The sequence below is a fragment of the Thermoanaerobacterales bacterium genome (assembly GCA_030019475.1).
In the GTDB taxonomy this organism is placed as follows: Bacteria; Bacillota; Desulfotomaculia; order Desulfotomaculales; family JASEER01; genus JASEER01.
Map to the genome: position 1 here is coordinate 1 of JASEER010000025.1, position 21,418 is coordinate 21,418.

The following is a 21,418-nucleotide window of genomic DNA, read 5'->3' on the forward strand; positions in this document are numbered from 1 at the left end:
GCAACGGGTGCGACATTGAGATTCTGGCCTGCCTTACGCCGCTTTACGATGTCGAGCGTTTCGGTATTCTGAATATCGGTAACCCGAAACACGCCGATATCCTGGTCGTTACCGGGCCGGTAAACAAGCGTAACCACCGTGTACTGGAGAACCTTTACAACCAGACGCCCGACCCGAAGATGGTCCTGGCCGTGGGAGCCTGCGCCGCCACGGGTGGCATTTTCCATAACTGCTACAACGTGCTGGGGGGCATTGACAAGGTCATTCCCGTTGACGTATATGTCCCCGGCTGCCCACCGCGCCCGGAGGCGATTATCGACGGGGTGGTGCTGGCGCTGGAGAAGCTGAAAAAGAGCCGCAAACAAGTGGGGTGAGAGCGATGCAGAGTACGCCAACCGATAAGCAAGAGCTTTTGACCGTTGCTGAGAAACTGGCCGGCGAGGGGGCGCGGCTCGCGGCCGCCACCTGTCTGGATGCCGGTGACCGGTTTGAGGTCATCTACCATTTTCAGAAGGATCATGAAACACTGAACGTCCGGGTAATGATCAGCAAGGACGAGGAGCTGCCCAGTATCTCGGGTATTATGTTGCCGGCGGCGCTCATCGAGAATGAAATGAGTGAATTCTTCGGGCTGAAGATCGTGGGGAAGGCCATTGATTTCCAGGGAAGGATGCTGCTGGCGGAAGAAAGCCCGCAGACCCCGCTGCTCAAGTCTTAGCCTACCCGAATCGGACCCAGTTCAGATGGAGAGGGGAGTACGAGATGGCGCGCATCACCTTTCCTTTCGGGCCGCAGCACCCGGTTCTGCCGGAGGCCATCCAGCTCAAGCTGACTTGCGAGGATGAGCGGGTCGTCGACGCCATGCCCGTTATCGGTTACATGCATAGAGGCATTGAGAAAGCGGCCGAAAGGAACCCGTTTGCCAATAACGTCTTCTTGTGCGAGCGGATTTGCGGTATCTGCAGCTTTATCCATGCTCTGAGCTACTGCCAGTTGATCGAGCAGATCATGGACATCGAAGTGCCGCCGCGGGCCAGATACCTGAGGGTCGCCTGGAGCGAGCTTTCCAGAATCCACAGCCACATGCTCTGGCTGGGCCTCCTGGCCGACTCCTTCGGGTTTGAAAGCCTCTTTATGCAGTGCTGGCGGGCGCGGGAGATCGTTCTGGATATTCTCGAGATGACCACCGGGCAGCGTGTTATCCAGTCCTCCTGTGTCATCGGCGGCGTGCGGCGTAACATCGATGACGAGATGGCCAAGACCGTCCTGGAGAAGATGAATGAATTCAAGAGACAGTTTGACGCCATTTTCCCGGTGTTCAAAAAGGATTACACCATTAAATCGCGTACTGTGGAGAAGGGTATTTTGCCCCACGACAAGGCCTGGCAACTGGGCGCCGTGGGTCCGACCCTGAGGGGCAGCGGCGTTTCCTGGGACACGCGGAGCACCGGATACGCGGCTTACGGCGAGTTGGGTTTCGAACCGGTGGTCGAACAGGGTTGCGACTCCTATGCCCGCACCCTGGTCCGCGCCCGTGAAGTCTACCAATCGGCCGAACTGGTGGTTAAAGCCGTGCAAAACCTGCCGGACGGTGAACTCGCGGTTAAGGTCAAGGGCTTCCCCAACGGTGAGGGAATCATGCGCGTCGAGCAGCCGCGGGGCGAGCTTTTCGATTATGCCCGGGGCAATGGCACGCCGCACCTGGAGCGTTTGAAAGTGCGGACTCCGACCTTTTCCAACATCCCGGCCCTCCTCGTGATGCTCCCCGGGGCGGAACTGGCGGACGTACCGGTGATCACTCTCTCCATTGATCCGTGCATCGCCTGCACAGAGCGTTAACCAAGGGAGGCCGGCCTATGCCCTTTATGATCGGCAATATCCTGAAAAACCTGGTTTCGGGGCCGGCAACGCGCCCGTACCCCGTTGCGACACGTGACCCGTTTCCCGGGGCACGGGGAGAGATCGTATTTTACGAGGACCGCTGCTGTTATTGCGGGATGTGCGCACGGGGCTGTCCGGCCGAGGCCATTTCCATTCAGGGGTCCCGGAAAAACGGGGACATCACCCTGGGTTACAACCCCTTCTCCTGTATCTACTGCGGCAAATGCGCGGAGATGTGTCCCTGCTGTGCGGTCGAGATCCTGGGACCTCATGCCAAGCCGGCTTACAAGAAGGTAACCTTCTTCCGGGAGAGCGAACCCGTCTAGGGGCCGTCCGAGGGGCGGCTGACCGGAAGCTGAACATGTTCCCGCAAGAAAAAGGGGCTTCAGGGCCCCTTTTCCATCGGCCCCGGCGGTTGCCGCCGGCTCCCGAAGGGGTTACACTTGAAGTACAGGCTTGGCCTTCTTCAACGACGGTATTCTCTTTGTGAGGTGGGATGGGCAATGTGCATGCAGACGCCTTGGGAAAAGGCCCTGGACTTTCACGGGCATGTCTGCCCGGGCCTCGTGCTCGGCTTCCGGGCGGCGGAGGCCGGGATGCGGGCCCTGGGACTAGAGGCGGCGGACGGTGGCAACCTGGTCGCCGTGGTGGAGAACGACGCCTGCGGCGTGGATGCCGTGCAAGTGGTGACCGGCTGTACGGCAGGCAAGGGCAACCTGGTCCTGCGCGACTGGGGTAAACAAGTCTACACCTTTATCCGCCGGGATACCGGTACGGCGGTGCGGGTGGCCGTGCGGTACGGAGCCATGTCTCCGGCCCCGGATATGCTGGCCCTGCAAGAGAAGGCGGCCGGCGGGGGCCTTGACGCCGAGGAAGAACGGATGCTGGCCCGCCTCCGGGAGAGCGCGGCCGACCGGCTTTTGGAGATGCCGGAGGATGAACTGCTTGAGGTACGGACCATGCGGACCGAATGCCCGCCGCGGGCGCGCCTCCGGGCTACCGTACAGTGTGCCTGGTGCGGGGAGGGGGTTATGGAGACACGGGCCAAGGTATACGGGGGACGCCTCATTTGCCCCGCCTGCTTCTTGGAAACACAAGCCTGATACCTGCTGAAGAAAGCGGCGTTTTCTGGGGCGGCCCGGGCGGCACGCCCCTTGTGCGTTTCAAGGAGCCTGTCCGGGTTTGGCAGGAATAGTCAGGCGAAGGGTCGAAATACAATAGCAGGTGTAACAGGAGGGTAGTTGTATAATGAGGATCGCCGTTTTCACGGATAGCTACCGGCCTTACACCAGCGGCGTGGTGCGTTCCATCGAGACCTGCCGCCACGAATTGGAGGCGCGCGGGCACCAGGTCTTTATCTTTGCCCCGCGCTACAATTGGGGTCGATATGGTGAAGAGCGCGCAGGGGAAAAGCGTGTCTTTCGCTTTTGTGCCTTCCCCACGCCCAATAAGACGGGTTTCAGCCTGGCGATTCCCCTGTCGATACACCTGCGGCAGGACTTGCGGCGGCTCGGTGTCGACCTGGTGCACGTGCATTCACCTTTCCTCCTTGGGAGACTGGGCGCGCGTGCGGCCAGGGACCTCGGGCTACCGCTGGTTTTCACCCACCACACCCTTTACGACCAGTACGTACATTACTTCCCCGTGGCCCGCAAACTCACCCGGCAGGTCACGCAACGCCTGGCGGTGGGCTTCTGCAACCGGTGCGACGTCGTGCTGGTGCCGACCAGGGTGATCGGCGATTACATCCGGGAACTCGGCGTTACATCGCCGATCAAGGACCTCCCCACGGGGATCAGGATCGAGGATTTCTCAGGGGGGGACCGGAAAGGGTTGCGTCAACGGTTCGGTATCGCGGATGATGAAAAGGTCCTGCTGTTCGTTGGGCGTATGGGGTTGGAGAAGAACGTGGATTTCCTGCTGCGCGCCTTTCAGCTTGTCCGGGCCTCCCACCCGGGCCTGCCCCTCCGTTTGGTCCTGGTCGGCGGGGGCCCGGAGATGGATAATTTCCAGCGCCTGGCGGCCACCCTGGGTATCGCGGAACACACCCTCTTTGCCGGTCCGGTGGCGCCGGAAAAGATGGGAGACTGTTACGCCGGGGCTGACCTCTTCGTCTTCGCCTCGGTTACCGAGACCCAGGGGCTGGTGATCGGGGAGGCCAAGGCGGCCGGCCTGCCTGCGGTGGCCGTGCGGGCCTTTGGGGTGAGCGAGATGGTCACGGACGGGGAAGACGGGTTCCTCACCCCCGAGGATGAGGCGGCCTTTGCGGAGAAGGTGGGGCGCCTGGTAACGGAAGACGAGCTGTACCGGCGGTTTGCCGCCGCCGCCCGGGCCAACGCCGCCCGGCTTTCGGCCCAGGCCCTGACGGACCGGCTTCTGGGAATCTACCGTGCCCTGCTGGACGAACGGGCGCTTTCTCCACAAGGGAGGGGAAGGAAATCGTCCTAGACGCCCGAGAGCTTGACAACATCATCTCCCGGACACTTGAGGCCATCGAGGCCAGCAAGACGGAGATTTACGAGATCGCCGCCAACGCCGAGGCCGAGGTCGTGAGGGTCAAGGAAGCGCTCGAGGATGTCCGGCAGGAAACGCTGGAGGTCATCGAGCGCGTGGACCGGCTGAGCGTCCAGGAGCGGCAGGCCCGTGTCCGCCTGATGGAAGTCAGCCGCGATTTCGGTCGCTATACCGAGCAGGACATCAAGGATGCCTACGAAAAGGCGCAGAACATCCAGATCGAGCTTATCAAACTGCGGGAGCGCGAGAGGCTTCTGCGGTACCAGCGGGACGAACTGTCCCGCAGCCTGCGCCGCCTGGAGCAAACGCGGGAGCGCGCTGAGCGGTTGATGTCGCAGGTGGGCGTGGTCCTCAACTACCTGACCAAGGACCTGAACAACCTGAGCGAACGCCTGGACGAGGTCCAGGAGTTCCAGAGACTGCGGCTGCGGATCATCGAGGCCCAGGAAGAGGAGCGGCGCCGCGTGGCGCGGGAGATCCACGACGGGCCGGCCCAGGCGATGGCCAATATCGTGATGCGCGCCGATTACTGCACCCGGCTGTACCAGATCGACCCCGGGAAGGTGGTCGAAGAACTGGCGGCCCTGCAGCAGCTGGTACGGTCCTGCCTGGACGAGGTGCGCAAGATCATCTTCGACCTGCGGCCCATGGCCCTGGACGACCTTGGCCTGGTCCCGGCCCTCAAGCGCTTCCTTAAACAGTACGAAGAACAATATGGCCTGGCCGTCGAAATGGTCTTCTTCGGACAGGGTGAACGCCTTGAACCCGCCATCGAGGTCGCTCTCTTTCGCGTTATCCAGGAGGCCTTGAACAACGTGCGTAAGCACGCGGAGGCCAGCAGCGTCCTGGTCAAGGTGGAGGTAACGCCCGACATAGTAAATCTCCTCGTACGGGATAACGGGCGCGGGTTCGATGTAGACGCCGCCCTGGGCGACGCGGGACGCCGGGGTTACGGTCTTACGGGAATGCGTGAGCGCATCGCCCTCCTCAAGGGGCAGATCAAGTTCCGGTCGGCCCCCGGCCGGGGGACGAACGTTATCATCAACGTGCCGCTGGGTAACAAATTGGAAGAGGAAGACAAGACGGAGAAGGCGAGGGGGAGGAGGAGTAAGAGATCCTATGACACCCGTAAGGCTGCTGATCGTTGATGACCATGCGCTGATCCGTGAGGGCCTGGCGAAGATCCTCTCAACCGAACCGCGCGTCACGGTTGTGGGGGAAGCCGCCAGCGGGGACGAGGCTCTCGCCGTGGTCCGGTCACGGGGGGTGGACGTCGTCCTCCTGGACGTCAATATGCCCGGAAAGAACGGTATCCAGACCTGCCGGGAAATCAAGGCCATAAATCCCGAAATCGGGGTCATCGCCCTGACCATCCATGACCAGGAGGAGTATCTCTTTGAAATGATCCGCGCGGGGGTGGCCGGCTACGTCCTGAAGGACATCAGCCCCCAGCTGTTAATCGACACCATCCTGCGTGTTGCGGACGGCGAATCCTTTATACCCCCGTCGCTCGTGAGCAAGGTGTTTAAGGAATTCAACCGCCTGTACCAGTCCCCGCCCAAGCGCCGTTACCACGATGACCTTACGGAGCGGGAGCTTGAGGTTCTGCAGCTCGTCGCGCTGGGCGAGTCCAACCGTGCCATCGCCGGGCGCCTCTTCATCAGCGAGAAGACGGTCAAGAACCACCTGACGAACATCTTCCAGAAAATCGGGGTCAGCGACCGCACCCAGGCCGCCCTCTACGCCGTTAAGAACCGCCTGGTCGAGATCTGAAGCCGTCCGTTGGCAGAGCCGCAAGGCCTTCCGTATACAGGACCAGGTCGTTCCCGCTGAAAAGTACGAAGCGCACCTCTTGAAAGGGCTTCTTCCGTAAAAAGGCGCTGACCGCCGCCAGGGCGATCCGTGACGCCCGCCTTTTCGGAAAGCCGTAGGCCCCCGTGCTGATCGCCGGGAAGGCGATGGTGCCGAGCCCGTGGTCCAGGGCGAGGGCCAGGCAGTTCTCATAAGCCCGGCGCAGGAGTTCGTCCTCGCCGGCGGCGCCTCCCCGCCAGACCGGCCCCACGGTATGGATGACGTGACGTGTCGGCAGAAAGCCCCCGGTGGTGATCACCGCCCGCCCGGTGGGCAACGGGCCCCGTTCAGCCACGATGCGTCGGCATTCCTCCAGGATGGCCGGCCCGCCGGCGCGGTGGATGGCCCCGTCCACCCCGCCGCCGCCCATCAGCCCCGGGTTGGCGGCGTTCACGATGGCGTCAACTTCTTGCCGCGTGATATCCCCGCGCAGGGCGACCAGCCTTGTTGGCCCGAGTAAGACTTCCATCTCCCGCGAATTCCCTCCGGAGACGCCTGTTTATTCTCCCAGTATAACGGGAGCATCCGCCGCCGGTCCACCCGGCGTGGGCCCCCTGGGACCGCAATCCCGCCCCCTCCCGGACGACAGGTACCCGAAAAGATGAGCCCGCAGCCCGATGGCCCACGGCGCCACCGGCCTTAGAATAGGGGTGTAAGGTGCTTGCACGGATGGGGGTGCCGGGGGCATGGCGTCGGCGGTTGCGGGGCTCAGGCGCTTCCGGGCGAGCGAGGGCGGACAGGGGCTGGTCGAGTACGCCCCGCTGCTCGCCCTGGCGGTTATGACGGCCCTGGTCGGGTTGCAGGCCCTGGCCGGCGTGGTCCACGGAGTGTACGGCGAAATCCGGAGCAGGTTCACCGGGTAGACGGGCCGGCAGGTCCGGGTGGGAGATGAGACTCTGGTCCCCGGCGAAATGTGACGCGCGGGGCCGCTGGAATGAGACCAGCGCCCGATGGCGGGCGGCGCCGGGGGTGCTAGGATAAAAGAAAAACACTCTTTAAGGGGGTGCATCACGGTGAAGGAGTTGCTCGGTAGGCTGTGGAAGGACGAATCCGGTCAGGGAATGGCGGAGTACGGTCTCATTCTGGCGTTGATTGCGGTCGTTGTCATCGCTGCGGCAGTAAGCCTGGGAACGAGCATTAGTGACAAGTTTTCTGGTGTTGCGGGCGAAATCTCAAAAACTCGCCCGTAAGCTATCACGGGTTCAACCAACATTTGCCGGTTTATACATTAGGGGACTTGGACCCTACTCGCGGATCAGAACACGGGTAGGGTCCTTCCATAGGAGAGAGAGAGGAGGGGAAGCCCTTGCCGGCCATCGACGTTATCCTGTTGATGCTGGTCGCGGTCTGCGCCGTCACCGACCTCCGCGGGGGCCGGATCCATAACTGGGCGACCGCCCCGGCCGCGGCGGCGGGGCTGGCCCTGGGCCTCGCCCTGGACGGCCCCGGCGGCCTCTGGCTCGGCCTTCAGGGCCTGCTCCTCGGGCTGGGCCTGCTGCTGATCCCCTACCTTGGGGGGCACGTCGGGGCGGGTGACGTCAAGCTTCTTGGCGCCGTCGGGGCACTGAAGGGACCCGCTTTCGTTCTTTATGCCGGACTCTGGGGCGCCGTTGCCGGCGGGGTGCTGGCCCTGGCCATCCTGGCCTGGCGGGGGAGCTTGGCGGTCAGCTTGCGGCACGTCGGGCTCTGCCTGATGTACCGCAACACGGGAGCGGTGAACCTGAGCGGGGCGGGGATGCCCTACGCCCTGCCCATCGCCGCCGGCGTCCTTGTAACCTACCTGGTGTGGTGAGGAAGATGCCGCGACGAACCTTCTGGCGCGAAAGACGGGGGCAGGCGGTGGTGGAGTTCGCCCTGCTCCTGCCGGTGCTCCTCTTGATCCTCTTCGGGACCATCGAGTTCGGGCGGCTGTTCGCCGCCTCCCTGGTTCTGGGCAACGCGGCGCGGGACGGAGCGCGCCTGGCGGCCGTGGGGGCGGGCGACGGCGAGGTCGTGGACAGCGTGCTCGCCGCCTGTCTCTCCCTGGGGGAAGACGTGCGGGACCGGATCGAGATCGATATCGACCCGGAGGACGAGGCGCGGGAGAGCGGGGGAACGGTGACCGTCGCCCTTCGTTATCCCCTGCCCCTGGTGACGCCGGTCCTGTCCGACCTTGTGCCCAACCCCTTCCCGCTAAACGCGGCATGCGTGATGCGCGTGGAATGACGGGAGAGAGGGGATGAACATGTTACGCAATGAGCGGGGGGCGATGGCCGTCCTGGTGGCCGCCGCCCTGGTCGTCTTGTCGGGCTGCCTGGCATTGGCGGCCGATGTCGGGCAGTTGGCCCTCTGGCAGGTGCGCGCGGCCAACGCCGCCGACGCCGCCGCCCTGGCCGGCGCGCAGGAACTTATGGACCATCCGGGCGCCGCTTTTGATGCCGCTATGGCATACGGCCAGGCCAACGGGATAGCGCCGGGGGAGATGACCATCACCGTTACGGACTCGGTCGCCGTGGACATCGTGCGGCCGGTGGAATTCGCTTTTGCGCCGGTGCTCGGCATACACAGCGGCGCGGCGCGCGCGCACGCCCGGGCGGTCGCCGGACCCGTCACCGGGGTGAGCGGGGTGGCGCCCCTCGCCGTCCCGGACCAGGAATTCGAATACGGCGCCCTGTACCAGCTGAAAGCCAACCACTGGCAGAAAGGTCACCTCGGGCGCGGAGAGTTCGGCGCCCTGGGTCTGGGAGAGCATGGCGCCGATCACTACCGTGACAACCTCAAAAAGGGGTATCCGGGGATGTTGAGGGTGGGTGACGTGGTGCCCACCGAAAGCGGCAACATGTCCGGCCCCACGCAGGAGGCGATCGCCGACCGGTTTGCCCGCTGCGACGACGGCTGCACTTTTGACCATTTTACGCGGGACTGCCCGCGTGTGCTCATCGTGCCGGTATACGAGCCGGTCGCGGAACATAAGGTGGACGAAGTGCGGATCGCGGGGTTCGCCGCCTTTTGGGTGGAGAATATCCCCGGGAACGGTAACGATAGCGTTATTGAGGGCAGATTTGTGCGGACGGTCACGGCCGGAAATGTTGACCCCGACGCGGAAGGTTATGGGCTGTACGGTGTTCGCCTGATCGAATAAAGCAGGGCGCTACGGCTCAGCGGCAGCTGCGGAGTGAAAAGCGATCCCGACCACTCCGGGACCGACGTGGCTCCCGATAATGGCCCCGGCCTGGCAGACGACGCAGGGTGGTTCGCCGAGGGCATCGCTGAGCAGTCCCAGGAACTGGTCCCGCAGGACGGCGTCGTTGCCCCAGACCACGCCGCAGCGCAGGCTCCCGTGCGCGCCCCGTGCTTCGGTCACGATCCGGACCAGGCTCTCCAGGGCTTTAGCGCGCCCCCGTACCTTCTCCACGGGGGTGACAACCCCGTCTTTCAGGCAAAGCACCGGCTTTATGCTCAGGATCGACCCGAGAAAGGCCTGGGCGGGCCCGATACGCCCGCCTCGCTGCAGGTACTCCAGGGTATCGACCATAAAATAAACGTGCGTCTTTTCGACCAGGCGACGGCAGAGGGCCAGAACGGCGGCATGGTCCGCCCCTTCGGCCGCGGCCTGCGCGGCGGCGAGAACGATCAGGCCCAGCGCGGAACTGGTCAGCCTGGTGTCGATGACGTCGATAGGGGCATCGGCCAGCATGGACCGGGCGAGGGTGGCCGATTGCACGGTCCCGCTCAGCCGGGCGGAGATGTGCAGGGAGATAACGCTGTCCCCGGCGGCCGTAAGGGCCCGGTAGACCTCCAGAAACTCGGCCGGAGAGGGTTGTGAGGTCGAGGCCCGCTCATTAACAAGGCGGCGGTAGAACTGCTCATTGCTTAAGTCGACCCCGTCCCGCAGGGCCTCCTCACCGAACAAAACCTTGAGCGGGACGATGGCAATATCAAGTTGATCGGCTACATCAGCCGGAAGATCGGCAGTACTGTCCGTGACAATATGCGCGCGGCGCATCACGTTTCGCCCCTTACTCCACGGAAATAATAAAGTGATAGAGCGGCTGCCCGCCGTAGTGGACCTCAAACTCCACTTCAGGCATGCACTCCTGCAACTGCAGGGCGATCTGCTCAGCCGTCGCCTGGGAAACATCGCCCCCGTAGTAAAGGGTCACCAGGGAGCCCGGTCCGGCCACGTGGGCGATGACCGCCGCTGTCGTCTCGGCCAGGGATTCACCCCGGAAGACGTTCTCCTCCGCCAGTCCAAGGTACTCACCCGCACGTATGGACTGACCGTTAAGCCTGGCGTCCCGGACGGCGCTGGTCACCTCGCCGGTCTTAACCCCTTCGGCGGCCGTCTTCATCCGCTCAAGGTTGGCTTCCACAGGGGCATTGGGATCGAAGGCCAGCAGGGCGGCCAGGCCCTGGGGGATGCTCGTTGTCGGCACCACCTGGATGTCCTTGCCGCCCAGCTTCCTCGCCTGTTCCGCCGCCAGGACGACGTTCTTGTTGTTCGGCAGGATGATAACGCGCGGCGCCGCGACCTGCTCTGCGGCACGGACAATTTCCTCGGTACTGGGGTTCATGGTCTGGCCGCCACTGAGAACAATGTCGGCGCCCATGCTTTCCATTATGCTGGTGAGCCCTTCGCCAAGGGCGACGCTGACGACCCCGACAGGCTTTTCTTCGGTCTTCAATCGCGCATGCTGCTCGCGCATGTTGTTGACTTGAACGGCCGTCAATTCGCCGAAGCGCAGGCCGGTCTCCAGAACCCGGCCGGGGTGGTTGGAGTGGATGTGGACCTTCAGCGTCTGGTGGTTGCCGACCACCATCAGGCAATCGCCCATTCCTTCCAGGGCGGCACGGACCTCCTCGGCCAGCAGGCACTCGCCCCGGATGATGAACTCGGTGCAATAAGCGAAAACGATGGGGCCTTGATATTCACCGGCGGCGGAGGGAGCGGAAGGCCCCTCTTTCCCCTCATCCGGCCCTGGAAACACCGGCGGAAACTCCAGCAGGGCGCTCTCGTGGGCGCGGCGAAAGGTCTGGAGAATCCCCTCCAGAATGACCACATAGCCCTTACCGCCGGCGTCGACGACACCCGTTTCCTTAAGGATGGGCAGTATATCCGGTGTTTCGGCAAGGGCACGCAGGGCCTCCCGGTAGATGTGCAGGCTCAGGCGCCGCAGGTCCGCCGTACGGGCGGCGGCGAAGCGGGCCGCCTCAGCGGCCCGGCGGGCGACCGTAAGGATGGTCCCCTCGACGGGCTGTCCCACGGCGCGGTAGGCGAGATCGGCACCGGCCGCCAGGGCTTCGGCGATATCGGGAGCGGTGGCCCGGCGCTTGGCGGCCAGGGCATTGGCGAAACCCTGCAGAAGCTGGGAGAGGATGACCCCCGAGTTGCCCCGGGCGCCGGCAAGGGCGCCGCGCGCCGCCGCTGCGGCCACACTGGCAATGGCGTCGTCCTTCACGGTGCCGATCTCCTGCAGGGCGGCGATAAAGGTAAGGTACATATTCGTTCCCGTGTCCCCGTCGGGAACCGGGAAGACATTGAGGTTATCGATCTCTTTACGTAATCGTGCGAGCCGCGTGGCGCCGGCCGCGAAGATCTCTTGGAGCTGCGGGCCTTCAATGGCTTGGAGGGTCACGCCTTTCTTCTCCCTTCGCTGGTAACTATTCGACGGGAGACCACATATCCCTCCTTTTGCCCAAATCTTTGGTTAGCTGGTCACTTGTTCAAATTAGTGTACTAATGCTATCCTGAAGCGGCCTGTCTTACTCAGCGGCGCCCCGGGCAACCGCTTCGGGAATGGCCCTTGACTTCGCATCGGCCTTTCGCTAAGATAAAAAGGTAAGCCGGGATGTAGCTCAGTTTGGCTAGAGCGCACGGTTCGGGACCGTGAGGTCGCAGGTTCAAATCCTGTCATCCCGACCATTTTTAAAGGATACTAAGTGCCCGACTTCACAATACATAAAATTCTATAAGGGGGATGAGTAGGTGAATCTTCTGATCATGGGGCCGCCCGGCGGCGGCAAGGGCACACAGGCCGAGTTCATCGTCAAAAACCTCAATGTGACCCACATCTCCACCGGCGATATGTTCCGTGAGGCCGTCAAGGCCGGCACCGAGATGGGGAAGAAGGCCAAGGAGTATATGGACAGCGGCAAGCTTGTGCCGGATGAGGTCGTCGTCGGCATGGTGCGGGACAGGCTCTCCCAGCCTGACTGCGCCAAGGGCTGGCTCCTGGACGGCTTCCCGCGTACCGTGGCCCAGGCCGAGGCTCTCGACGCCACCCTGGCGGGGTTGGGCCTGAAGATCGACGCCGTGCTAAACATTGCCGTGCCGCGGGAGAAGCTGGTTGCCCGCCTGACCGGCCGGCGCGTCTGCCGGAGCTGCGGCGCCTCCTACCACGTCATGTTCAATCCCCCGAGGATCGAGGGTGTATGCAACAACTGCGGCGGCGAACTGTACCAGCGCAGCGACGACACTGAAGAGACGGTTAACAACCGGCTGGACGTCTACGAGGCCCAGACCCAACCGGTGATGGACTACTACCGGTCCAAGGGCCTGCTGCGGGAGGTCAACGGCGATCAGGAGATCGCCAAGGTGACCGAGGACGTCCTGGCCGTGTTGAAGGGCTAAGCGACTGCCGCAAGCCCGGGCCATGGCCCGGGCTTTTCTTTAACCAGGGCGAAAGGAGAACAGGAGTGGGGATCGAAGTCCTCGTTCCCGGTCGCGGGCTGCTACGCTACGAAGCGGCGGTTTTCGATTTCAACGGGACCCTGGCCGACGGGGGCCATGTCTGCGCCGGAGTTCCCGAGCGCCTGCGCGCCCTGGCCGGGCGGCTCAAGGTCTATGTTTTAACTGCGGATACCTTTGGGAGCGTGCGTGCGGCGATGGCCGGGCAGCCCGTGGAAGTTGTGGTGCTGGACGGGGAGCCCGGCGGACCGCGGAAGGAAGCCTTCGTCCGGGGATTGGGCGCCGAGACGTGTACCGCCTTCGGCAACGGGTCTAACGATGCGGCCATGCTCAGGGCCGCCGGACTCGGCGTGCTGGTCCTGGGGCGCGAAGGGGCGGCGGGGGAGAGTCTGGTCGCGGCCGATGTTGTGGTCCGGGATATTAACGACGGTATCGACCTTCTGCTCGATCCGCGGCGGTTGACGGCTACCCTGCGGCTTTAGCGGCGAGGGGGGTTGAACGGTGCTTAAGAACTACGCCGAGATCGTGGTCGCGGAAGTCCTGGATGCGATCGCGCGTATCTACCAGGAACGCCGGGAATACTGCTTCTGTCCACGCTGCCGCGAGGACATCAGCGCCATTGCCCTGAACCGGCTCCCGCCCCGGTACCTGGTTCGGGACGAGGGCTACGTCTTCACGCACGTCGAATTCGACAAAGTAGGCGGCAGGGCGGAAGTAATTGCCGCGGTAATGTACGGACTGGAAACAGTGTGCAAGAACCCCCGCCATGGCGAGGAACGCATCATTGAACCGCTTGGTCCGGTTAGCCAGTTACCGAACGACAATTTGGAGGAGGTGCCGGTTGTGGAAAAGCGGTGTATACTTTGCGGCCGTAAGTTCGTACCGGAGGAGGAGCTGACGCCGCAGGACGACGAGGATGAACTCCTGACGCCGCGGAAAACGGTGTCTGTTTGCCGGCTCTGCCAGGCCAAGCTCAAGCACGAAGCTGATGAGGCTCAGAAGCTGCCCAAGCCGATGTAGCTAGTTCGGCGTGGCTGCACGCCGACGCGTTGACGTGAGGAGGGGACGGTTTGTGTTGAGAAGGCATGGGATGCTGGCTGCAATCGCTGCAGCCGTTTTTCTTTTCGTTTTGGCCAACGGCGGTGCGCGCCTGGCCACCGACTGGATGTGGTTTTCGTCCTTGGGCTTCAGCCAGGTCTTTACGACCATCCTGCTGTCGAAGGTCGTTATACGAGTCCTGGTTGGCGTCGTCTTTTTCATCTTCATCCTGGTTAACCTGCTGCCGACCCGGCGGGCCTTTCTGGACGTCGAGCCCATCGTCGTGGAAAACGAGAACGTGGTCGCTTTCCGCCAGGGGCTGCCCTGGAGGCAGTTCCTGAACGAGCGTCTGCTGACCTGGGCGTGTTTCGGCGTCTCGCTGGTGCTGGCCTATATGTTCAGTCTGGCGGTGTCCGGGGATTGGGCCACATGGCAGCAGTTCTTGCACGCTTCGTCCTTTGGGTCCGCCGACCCGGTTTTCGGGAAGGACATTGGTTTTTACTTCTTCAAGCTCCCCTTTTACAGTTTCTTGTATGTTATTGCATTTTGGGGTGTGCTGCTGGTGACCGTGCTGGTCGGCCTGTCCTACTTCCTTGCCAGCCCGTTCCAGGGGATCGCCGGCTTCATGCACCGTTCCCGCGCCCCGGTGCACATGTCCATCCTGGTCGCTCTGCTGCTGGCGGTCAAGGCTGCGGGATACATCCTGCAGCAGTACGGCCTCCTTTTCTCGCCGCAGGGCGTAGTCTACGGCCCGGGCTTCACCGACCTGCATGCCAACCTGCTCGCCATAAGGGTGCTCTTCGTGCTGGCCCTGGCGGGGGCCCTTGTTATGCTGGCCAATATCTGGCTGCGCCGTGCACAGCTGCTTCTCTATACGATTGGCGGCCTGATCGCGGCCTCCTTCGTCCTCGGGGTCGTCGTGCCGGCGGCGGTGCAGAAGTTTTACGTCGAGCCGAACGAACTGAACCGGGAGAAACCCTATATTGAACACAGCATTGCCATGACCCGCAAGGCCTACAACCTTGACGAGGTGGAGCAGAAGAGCTTTCCGGCCGGACGGGTCCTTACCAGGGACGACATCCTGGCCAACCAGGGCACGATCCGCAATGTCCGCCTGTGGGACTGGCAGCCTATGAAGTCGACCTACAGTCAGTTGCAGGAGATGCGCTTCTATTACGAGTTCAAGGACATCGATATCGACCGTTACACCATTGACGGTGAGTACCGCCAGGTCATGCTGGCCGCCCGGGAACTGAACCAGGAGCAACTGCCGCCGCAGGCGCGGACCTGGGTCAGCGAACGTCTGCAGTATACCCATGGCTACGGCGTGGCCGCCAGCCCGGTGAACGAGGTCACCGGAGAGGGGCTGCCGCAGTTCTTCCTGAAGGATATCCCGCCCCAGGGGATCGAGGATCTGCGTGTGACCGAGCCGCGGATCTACTATGGCGAATCCACCGACAACTACGTCATTGTAAACACGAAAGCGAAGGAGTTCGATTATCCCGAGGGTGATACCAACGTCCACACCACCTATGCGGGGAAGAGCGGGGTGACCCTCGGCTCCCTGCCGAAGTGTCTGCTCTTCGCCCTCTCCCTCGGGGACTATAAGCTGCTTCTGGCCCCTGACGTGACGGCCGGGAGCCAGGTCCTCTACTACCGGAACATCCACGAGCGGGTGCCGAAGATCGCTCCCTTCCTGGACTTCGACGAGGACCCCTACCTGGTGATCCACGACGGTCGTCTGTATTGGATCTGGGATGCCTATACGACCAGCGACATGTTCCCGTACTCGGAGCCCTACCAGGGACGGCACAACTATATCCGTAACTCCGTAAAGGTCGTCGTCGACGCCTATAACGGGCAGGTCGCCTTCTACCTGGCCGATCCGAACGACCCCGTGGCGCGGACCTGGGGGAAGATCTTCCCCGGGTTGCTCAAGCCGCTGGATCAGATGCCTGAGGGCCTCCGGGCGCACCTGCGCTACCCCGAGGACCTCTTCCGGATCCAGGCGCACATGTACGCCACCTACCACATGGAGAACCCGCAGGTCTTCTACACCAAGGAGGACCGCTGGCACATGGCGACCGAGATCTTCGGCAGTGAGGGCAAGGAACAGGTTCTGGAACCCTACTACACCATCATCGCTCTGCCCGGCGAGCAAAAGCCGGAGTATGTCATGATCAGTGCCTTTACGCCTCAGAACAAGAAAAACCTCGTCGCCTGGATGGCCGCCCGCTCCGACGGAGAAAACTACGGCAAGCTGCTGGTCTATGAGATGCCGAAGCAGAGCCTGGTCTACGGGCCTGCCCAGGTGGAGACGCGCATCAACCAGGACACCACGATTTCCCAGCAGTTGACCCTCTGGGACCAGAAAGGCTCCCAGGTCATTCGCGGGAACCTTATGGTGATCCCGATCAAGGACGGGTTGCTCTACATTGAGCCCGTTTATCTCCAGGCCGAACAGAGTAAAATGCCCGAGTTGCGGCGCGTGATCGTTGTGCACGGCGACCGGGTGGTGATGGAGCCGACGCTGGCCCAGGCGCTGGACGCCATCTTCGGCAAAGGCGAGGAGAGAGGTACTCCGGCGACAGGTGATGAGACTCCGTCCCCGGCGGGGAGCGCCGATCGGGATAAAACCGTCAGCCAGTTGATCGCTGAGGCCAACCGGCTCTTTGACCAGGCACAGGAGAGCCTGAAGAACGGGGACTGGGCCGCCTATGGCGCCAAGCAGGAGCAACTGAAGGCCGTCTTGCAGGAACTGGCCACCCGCGAATCGGTCTAAGCTTTACCCTTGCGGCCTCGATACGGGAAGGAGAGAAAAGGCGTGAAGGTAGACATCCGGCGGATCGGTATTCTGACGGGGGGCGGTGACGCCCCGGGCCTCAACGCTGTCATCCGTGCCGTAACCAAGACGGCCGCCCACTTCGGCTACGGCGTTGTGGGCTTTGAGGACGGTTTCGGTGGTCTGCTGCAGGGCAGGGCGCGCGTCCTGACCCCCCGGGATGTTGTGGGCATCCTGCCCAAGGGCGGGACCATTCTCGGGACCACCAACCGTGACAATCCTTTCCACTATCCGGTGGAGGATGACGGCCAAACGGTCTACAAGGACGCCTCCGACCTGGCGATGGCCAACATCGCGCGGGAAGGTGTCGACGTCCTCATCGTTGTGGGCGGCGACGGCAGCCTGACCATCGCCCGCGATTTTTACCAGAAGAAGGGGCTGCCCGTCATAGGAGTGCCGAAAACCATCGATAATGACCTGGCCGCAACCGACCAGACCTTCGGCTTTGACACCGCCCTCACCACGGCCATGGAAGCCCTGGACAAGTTGCACACTACGGCCGAGTCCCATCACCGGGTTATGGTCCTGGAGGTGATGGGACGGTACGCCGGTTGGATCGCCCTGGCGGCCGGGCTGGCGGGCGGGGCCGACGTGATTCTCATTCCGGAAATCCCCTTTGATATTGAAAAAGTGAGGGAAAAGGTCCTCGCCCGAAAAGCGGACGGGAAACACTTCAGCATTATCGTCGTCGCCGAGGGGGCCCGGCCCCGGGGCGGGGAAATGGTGGTGAAGCGGGTTGTAAGAGAAAGCTTTGATCAGATCCGCCTGGGGGGAATCGGCGAGGTCGTCGGCGAACAGGTCGAACGCCTGACGGGGATGGAGACGCGTGTCACCGTTCTCGGGCACCTGCAACGGGGGGGCTCGCCCACGGCGTTCGACCGCCTTTTGGCCACCAGGCTGGGTGCCGCCGCGGTGGAACTGGCTGCCGCCGGCCGTTTCGGCCAAATGGTCTGCCTCAAGGGCGGGGCCGTCGCCTCCGTGCCCCTGGCGGAAGCCGTTGGGGGGATGCGCGCCGTTCCGCTCGACGGGGATCTGATACGCACGGCCCGTTATCTGGGCCTCTGCCTCGGGGATTGAAGGGGATGGATGCGGACAGCCTTGACAAACCGGGGTTGTGATATACAATTAATTCACGGAAGGATAGGCAGGGTTTTGTGCCAACTATAACGAATAGGTGGAAAGGTGGGGGCTTTGCCGCAAGAGGGTGCCCTGACCGTTCTGGGACTCGGTAACCTGCTCCTGAGTGACGAGGGCGTCGGCGTCCACGCTATCCGCGCCCTGGAGAAAGACAGTCCTCCGGGTGTGGTTCTGTTGGACGGGGGGACGGGCGGCCAGGACCTATTCTTCTGGATCGAGGGTGCCGCGGCCCTGATTGTGGTTGACAGTATTGACTGCGGCGCGGAGCCCGGGACCCTTTTCCGCTTCCGGCCGCAGGACCTCGACCTGGGAAGCGCGGCGGTTCCGTATTCACTGCATGAGATGCGCCTGCCTGAGATCCTGCGAATGGCGGAGGATGCCGGGCGGCTTCCGCCGACGGTTATCCTGGCCGTGCAGGTGGGTACGACCGATTGGGGACTGGAGCTTTCCCCGGCGGTGGCCGGGATGCTGGATCGCCTGGTGGGCACCGTCAAGGAGGAGATCGCCTTCTGGATGGTGCACCGCGGGTTTGCTCCCACACCGGGCGGATAGCGGGTAGAAAGAAGAAGGAGAGAGGAGTAATCCGGTGCGCATCGGCGTCCCCGAACTTATCCTGATCCTGATCATTGTCGTTGTCGTTCTGGGGCCCACCCACCTGCCACGTCTGGGCCGGGCTTTAGGACAGACAGTGCGGGCTTTCCGGCAGGGACGGGGCCTGGATGCCGCTCCGGCGCCGCCCATTGGGGCCGATAAAGGTGAAGAGAGCAAAAACGCCGCCGCGATGGAAAACCCCGGGATGGTAAACAGAATGGTTACAGGCTGCATGCGCATGGCGCAGCGGTTGCTGAAACGTAAGTAAAGCAGGCCCAGGGGGGTGAGAGGAGAAAAATTAACGCACGGGTTGTCGGGGGTTTGTCGGCCCGTCAGCTGGCAAACGAACCTGCCTGCAAGTTTGATGGGAGGGAGAGACAATTGAGGTCCATTACACGGCGTGAGTTTATCAGACTCTGCGCCGGTTCGGCCGCGGGCCTGGGCTTGATGTCGGTCCTGGGTCCACATATTACAGAGACGCTGGCCGAAGCGGCGGAGGGCAAGCCTCCGGTCATCTGGATCCAGGGCGCCAGCTGTTCCGGCTGTTCCGTGTCCTTGTTGAACAGCGTCGAGCCGCCTATCGAAAAGGTCCTGCTTGATGTCATCAGCTTGAAGTATCACCCGACAATTATGGCGGGGGCGGGTCACCAGGCCTTTGAGGCTATGGAAGAAATCGCTGCGAAACATCGTCACGGCTTCTTCCTTGTTATCGAGGGCGGTATCCCGGTCGGTGAGAACGGGAAGTATTGCACCATCGGCGAAAGCAAGGGCCGCGAGATCACCATGCTCGAGGCCGTGACCAAGCTCGGCGAGGCCGCCCAGGCCGTTATCGCCGCCGGTTCCTGCGCGTCTTTCGGCGGAATTCCGGCCGCCAGCCCGAACCCCACGAGCGTTGTGGGCGTCAGCGAGATTGTCAAGAACACGCCGGTCATCAACATCGGCAACTGCCCCATGCACCCCGATCACTTCCTGGGGACTGTGGTCTACGTCCTCACCTACGGGGAAATTCCGGAACTCGACCAGTATCACCGTCCCAAGATGTTCTACGGCGAGCCGATCCACGATCACTGCCCGCGGCGCCCCTACTTCGACAGCGGCAGGTTCGCGACCGAGCCGGGCGAAGAGGGCTGCCTTGCTCTTCTCGGCTGCAAGGGCTTTATCGCCAGGTCGGACTGCTGGAATCGCAAGTGGAACGGCGGGACCAACTGGTGCATCCAGGCGGGGGCACCCTGTCAGGCTTGCTCCGAACCCGAGTTTCCGGACGACTGCAGCCCACTCTACGGCCTGTGGCCTGTTAAAGGCCAGCTGGCCGGTAAGTAACAGGGGGTGAAGATAGGAAATGGCCACAAGAATCATCGTTGATCCCGTAACCAGAATCGAGGGGCACCTGAAGGTCGAGGTCGAGGTCGAGGGCGGCAAGGTGGTCGACGCCAAGTCGTCAGGCACGCTCTTCCGCGGTCTGGAGATGATTCTCCGGGGGCGCGACCCGCGCGACGCGCAGCATATCACCCAGCGCATCTGCGGCGTCTGACCCATTTCCCACGGCATCAGTTCGGTGCTAAACCTGGACAACGCCTTCGGCATCAAACCGCCCAAGAACGGGCGGATTGCGCGCAATCTGATTCAGGGCGCCAACTATCTCATGTCGCACGTTTTACATTTCTATCATCTGGCGGCCCTGGATTATGTGAAAGGGCCGGATACGGCGCCTTTCATCCCCCGTTATGACGGGAAGGATGTCTACCGTCTCCCCAAGGCCGCCAACGACGCCGCGGTGGGGAACTATATTAAGGCCCTGGACATCCGTAAGAAGGCGCACATGATGGTCGCGACCTTCGGCGCCAAGGCACCCCATACGACCGTCTTTGTCCCCGGTGGCATCACCGAGGTCATCACCCAGGAAAAGATCGATAATTTCGCGAAACTGTTGGCCGAAGTCACCGACTTCATTGACAACGTTTACATTCCGGACGTCCTCGCGGTTGCCAAGTTCTACGAGGAGTGGTTCGAGATCGGCCGCGGCTGCGGCAATATGCTGGCCTGGGGTGTCTTCCCGCTCGGCGACGGAGACGATCCGGACGGCCAGAACCAGTTTATCAAGCGCGGCTGCTACACCGACGGGGAGTTCGGTCCGGCCGACGCGGCGAAGATCAAAGAGCACGTGATGTACTCCTGGTTCGAGGCAAATACCAGCCAGCGCCACCCCAGCGAAGGGATTACCAAGCCCGATGCAGGGAAGCGGAATGCGTACTCCTGGCTGAAGGCTCCGCGCTACGACGACAAGCCGCACGAGGTCGGCCCGCTGGCCCGGATGTGGGTGAGCAAGGAGCCGCAGACCGCCGGTTTGGGCGAGAAGGCGTTCTCCGTCCTGGGCCGCCACTTTGCGCGGGCCGTCGAGGCATCCCTGGTCGCCCATGCAATGAAGGATTGGCTTGCCGAACTGGTTCCGGGCGAACCGACCTTTGCCCCGTTTGATATCCCGAAGGAAGCTAAGGGCATGGGCCTGACGGAGGCCCCGCGCGGTGCGCTCGGACACTTCATTGAGATCAAGGACTACCGCATCGCCAATTACCAGTGCGTGGTGCCGTCTACCTGGAACATGTCGCCGCGCGACGATCACGGCGTGGCGGGCCCCCTTGAGCAGGCCCTGGTCGGGACCCCGGTCAAGGATCCGGAGAACCCCGTTGAACTCGTCCGTATCGTACGCTCCTTCGACCCGTGTCTGGCCTGCGCTATCCACCTGCTGGAGGTCAAGGGCCATAAAAAGAACGCTATGGCTTTCCGTATCTAAAGAGGGCGGTACGGTTGACTCGCGAAAAGCCCCCCGACAAGGGGGGCTTTTCTTCCTGGAGAGCCCTTGATTTTCACGGTTAAGCGGGCAGGAATTGCGGTTTGAC

At 62.8% G+C, this 21,418-nt stretch carries 25 protein-coding genes and 1 tRNA gene; 23 read left to right on the forward strand and 3 right to left on the reverse strand.

What is annotated here, in order from left to right:
* The 8 genes from nuoB to QMC81_07770 form a co-directional block, all read left to right on the forward strand.
* Positions 1-374: NADH-quinone oxidoreductase subunit NuoB (nuoB, locus tag QMC81_07735; GenBank protein MDI6907360.1), on the forward strand; the 374-nt coding region annotated here is incomplete at its 5' end.
* A gap of 5 nt (positions 375-379) precedes the next feature.
* Positions 380-718 carry an NADH-quinone oxidoreductase subunit C gene (locus tag QMC81_07740; GenBank protein MDI6907361.1) on the forward strand — a complete coding sequence of 113 codons (339 nt, stop codon included), beginning with the start codon at positions 380-382 and terminating at the stop codon, positions 716-718.
* 44 nt (positions 719-762) lie between these two features.
* Complete coding sequence (locus tag QMC81_07745; GenBank protein MDI6907362.1) at positions 763-1,839, forward strand: nickel-dependent hydrogenase large subunit; 1,077 nt, start codon at positions 763-765, stop codon at positions 1,837-1,839.
* Positions 1,840-1,856: 17 nt separating this feature from the next.
* The gene (locus QMC81_07750; protein MDI6907363.1) at positions 1,857-2,207 is read left to right on the forward strand and encodes a 4Fe-4S binding protein; all 351 of its coding nucleotides are present in this window, start codon (positions 1,857-1,859) and stop codon (positions 2,205-2,207) included.
* Positions 2,208-2,390: 183 nt separating this feature from the next.
* Positions 2,391-2,984 carry an FmdE family protein gene (locus QMC81_07755; protein ID MDI6907364.1) on the forward strand — a complete coding sequence of 198 codons (594 nt, stop codon included), beginning with the start codon at positions 2,391-2,393 and terminating at the stop codon, positions 2,982-2,984.
* A gap of 145 nt (positions 2,985-3,129) precedes the next feature.
* On the forward strand, positions 3,130-4,329 hold the full coding sequence (locus tag QMC81_07760) for a glycosyltransferase (protein ID MDI6907365.1): 1,200 nt from the start codon (positions 3,130-3,132) through the stop codon (positions 4,327-4,329).
* 23 nt (positions 4,330-4,352) lie between these two features.
* The gene (locus QMC81_07765) at positions 4,353-5,543 is read left to right on the forward strand and encodes a histidine kinase (GenBank protein MDI6907366.1); all 1,191 of its coding nucleotides are present in this window, start codon (positions 4,353-4,355) and stop codon (positions 5,541-5,543) included.
* Positions 5,515-6,168, forward strand: a complete 654-nt coding sequence (locus tag QMC81_07770) for a response regulator transcription factor (protein ID MDI6907367.1) — start codon at positions 5,515-5,517, stop codon at positions 6,166-6,168. Before QMC81_07765 ends, QMC81_07770 begins: the two co-directional genes overlap by 29 nt.
* On the opposite strand, the gene QMC81_07775 is transcribed toward QMC81_07770, so the two are convergent.
* The gene (locus QMC81_07775; protein MDI6907368.1) at positions 6,143-6,715 is read right to left on the reverse strand and encodes an O-acetyl-ADP-ribose deacetylase; all 573 of its coding nucleotides are present in this window, start codon (positions 6,713-6,715) and stop codon (positions 6,143-6,145) included. The two genes, QMC81_07770 and QMC81_07775, sit on opposite strands and share 26 nt — an antisense overlap.
* Positions 6,716-6,932: 217 nt before the next feature.
* Between QMC81_07775 and QMC81_07780 the strand changes: the two genes are divergently transcribed.
* From QMC81_07780 to QMC81_07800, 5 genes are all read left to right on the forward strand, one after another.
* Positions 6,933-7,109, forward strand: a complete 177-nt coding sequence (locus QMC81_07780; protein MDI6907369.1) for a hypothetical protein — start codon at positions 6,933-6,935, stop codon at positions 7,107-7,109.
* 150 nt (positions 7,110-7,259) lie between these two features.
* On the forward strand, positions 7,260-7,436 hold the full coding sequence (locus QMC81_07785; protein ID MDI6907370.1) for a Flp family type IVb pilin: 177 nt from the start codon (positions 7,260-7,262) through the stop codon (positions 7,434-7,436).
* Positions 7,437-7,552: 116 nt separating this feature from the next.
* The gene (locus tag QMC81_07790) at positions 7,553-8,038 is read left to right on the forward strand and encodes a prepilin peptidase (protein MDI6907371.1); all 486 of its coding nucleotides are present in this window, start codon (positions 7,553-7,555) and stop codon (positions 8,036-8,038) included.
* A gap of 5 nt (positions 8,039-8,043) precedes the next feature.
* Positions 8,044-8,451, forward strand: a complete 408-nt coding sequence (locus tag QMC81_07795; protein ID MDI6907372.1) for a pilus assembly protein — start codon at positions 8,044-8,046, stop codon at positions 8,449-8,451.
* 19 nt (positions 8,452-8,470) lie between these two features.
* On the forward strand, positions 8,471-9,367 hold the full coding sequence (locus QMC81_07800) for a pilus assembly protein TadG-related protein (GenBank protein MDI6907373.1): 897 nt from the start codon (positions 8,471-8,473) through the stop codon (positions 9,365-9,367).
* A 9-nt stretch (positions 9,368-9,376) separates the two neighbouring features.
* On the opposite strand, the gene QMC81_07805 is transcribed toward QMC81_07800, so the two are convergent.
* On the reverse strand, positions 9,377-10,231 hold the full coding sequence (locus tag QMC81_07805; protein ID MDI6907374.1) for a DegV family protein: 855 nt from the start codon (positions 10,229-10,231) through the stop codon (positions 9,377-9,379).
* A 13-nt stretch (positions 10,232-10,244) separates the two neighbouring features.
* Positions 10,245-11,861 (reverse strand): DAK2 domain-containing protein, encoded by a 1,617-nt coding sequence (locus QMC81_07810; GenBank protein ID MDI6907375.1) that lies wholly within the window; start codon positions 11,859-11,861, stop codon positions 10,245-10,247.
* Between the two features lie 209 nt (positions 11,862-12,070).
* Here QMC81_07810 and QMC81_07815 point away from each other — a divergent pair.
* The 10 genes from QMC81_07815 (at position 12,071) to QMC81_07860 (ending at position 21,312) form a co-directional block, all read left to right on the forward strand.
* Positions 12,071-12,148: transfer RNA gene (locus tag QMC81_07815), tRNA-Pro, on the forward strand.
* 63 nt (positions 12,149-12,211) lie between these two features.
* On the forward strand, positions 12,212-12,856 hold the full coding sequence (locus tag QMC81_07820; GenBank protein ID MDI6907376.1) for an adenylate kinase: 645 nt from the start codon (positions 12,212-12,214) through the stop codon (positions 12,854-12,856).
* Positions 12,857-12,921: 65 nt separating this feature from the next.
* Positions 12,922-13,395 (forward strand): HAD family hydrolase, encoded by a 474-nt coding sequence (locus QMC81_07825; GenBank protein MDI6907377.1) that lies wholly within the window; start codon positions 12,922-12,924, stop codon positions 13,393-13,395.
* A gap of 19 nt (positions 13,396-13,414) precedes the next feature.
* Positions 13,415-13,933 carry a late competence development ComFB family protein gene (locus QMC81_07830; protein ID MDI6907378.1) on the forward strand — a complete coding sequence of 173 codons (519 nt, stop codon included), beginning with the start codon at positions 13,415-13,417 and terminating at the stop codon, positions 13,931-13,933.
* A 52-nt stretch (positions 13,934-13,985) separates the two neighbouring features.
* Complete coding sequence (locus QMC81_07835) at positions 13,986-16,733, forward strand: UPF0182 family protein (protein ID MDI6907379.1); 2,748 nt, start codon at positions 13,986-13,988, stop codon at positions 16,731-16,733.
* Positions 16,734-16,775: 42 nt separating this feature from the next.
* Positions 16,776-17,870 carry an ATP-dependent 6-phosphofructokinase gene (locus tag QMC81_07840; GenBank protein ID MDI6907380.1) on the forward strand — a complete coding sequence of 365 codons (1,095 nt, stop codon included), beginning with the start codon at positions 16,776-16,778 and terminating at the stop codon, positions 17,868-17,870.
* 114 nt (positions 17,871-17,984) lie between these two features.
* Entirely contained in the window at positions 17,985-18,482 is a 498-nt protein-coding gene (locus QMC81_07845) for a HyaD/HybD family hydrogenase maturation endopeptidase (protein MDI6907381.1), read from the forward strand.
* Positions 18,483-18,516: 34 nt separating this feature from the next.
* Positions 18,517-18,789: a twin-arginine translocase TatA/TatE family subunit gene (locus tag QMC81_07850; GenBank protein ID MDI6907382.1), complete on the forward strand. Its 273-nt coding sequence runs from the start codon at positions 18,517-18,519 to the stop codon at positions 18,787-18,789.
* A gap of 113 nt (positions 18,790-18,902) precedes the next feature.
* The gene (locus QMC81_07855; GenBank protein MDI6907383.1) at positions 18,903-19,841 is read left to right on the forward strand and encodes a hydrogenase small subunit; all 939 of its coding nucleotides are present in this window, start codon (positions 18,903-18,905) and stop codon (positions 19,839-19,841) included.
* A gap of 19 nt (positions 19,842-19,860) precedes the next feature.
* A complete protein-coding gene (locus tag QMC81_07860) occupies positions 19,861-21,312 on the forward strand; it encodes a nickel-dependent hydrogenase large subunit (GenBank protein ID MDI6907384.1) in 1,452 nt (483 codons plus the stop codon).
* Positions 21,313-21,418 lie beyond the last annotated feature (106 nt).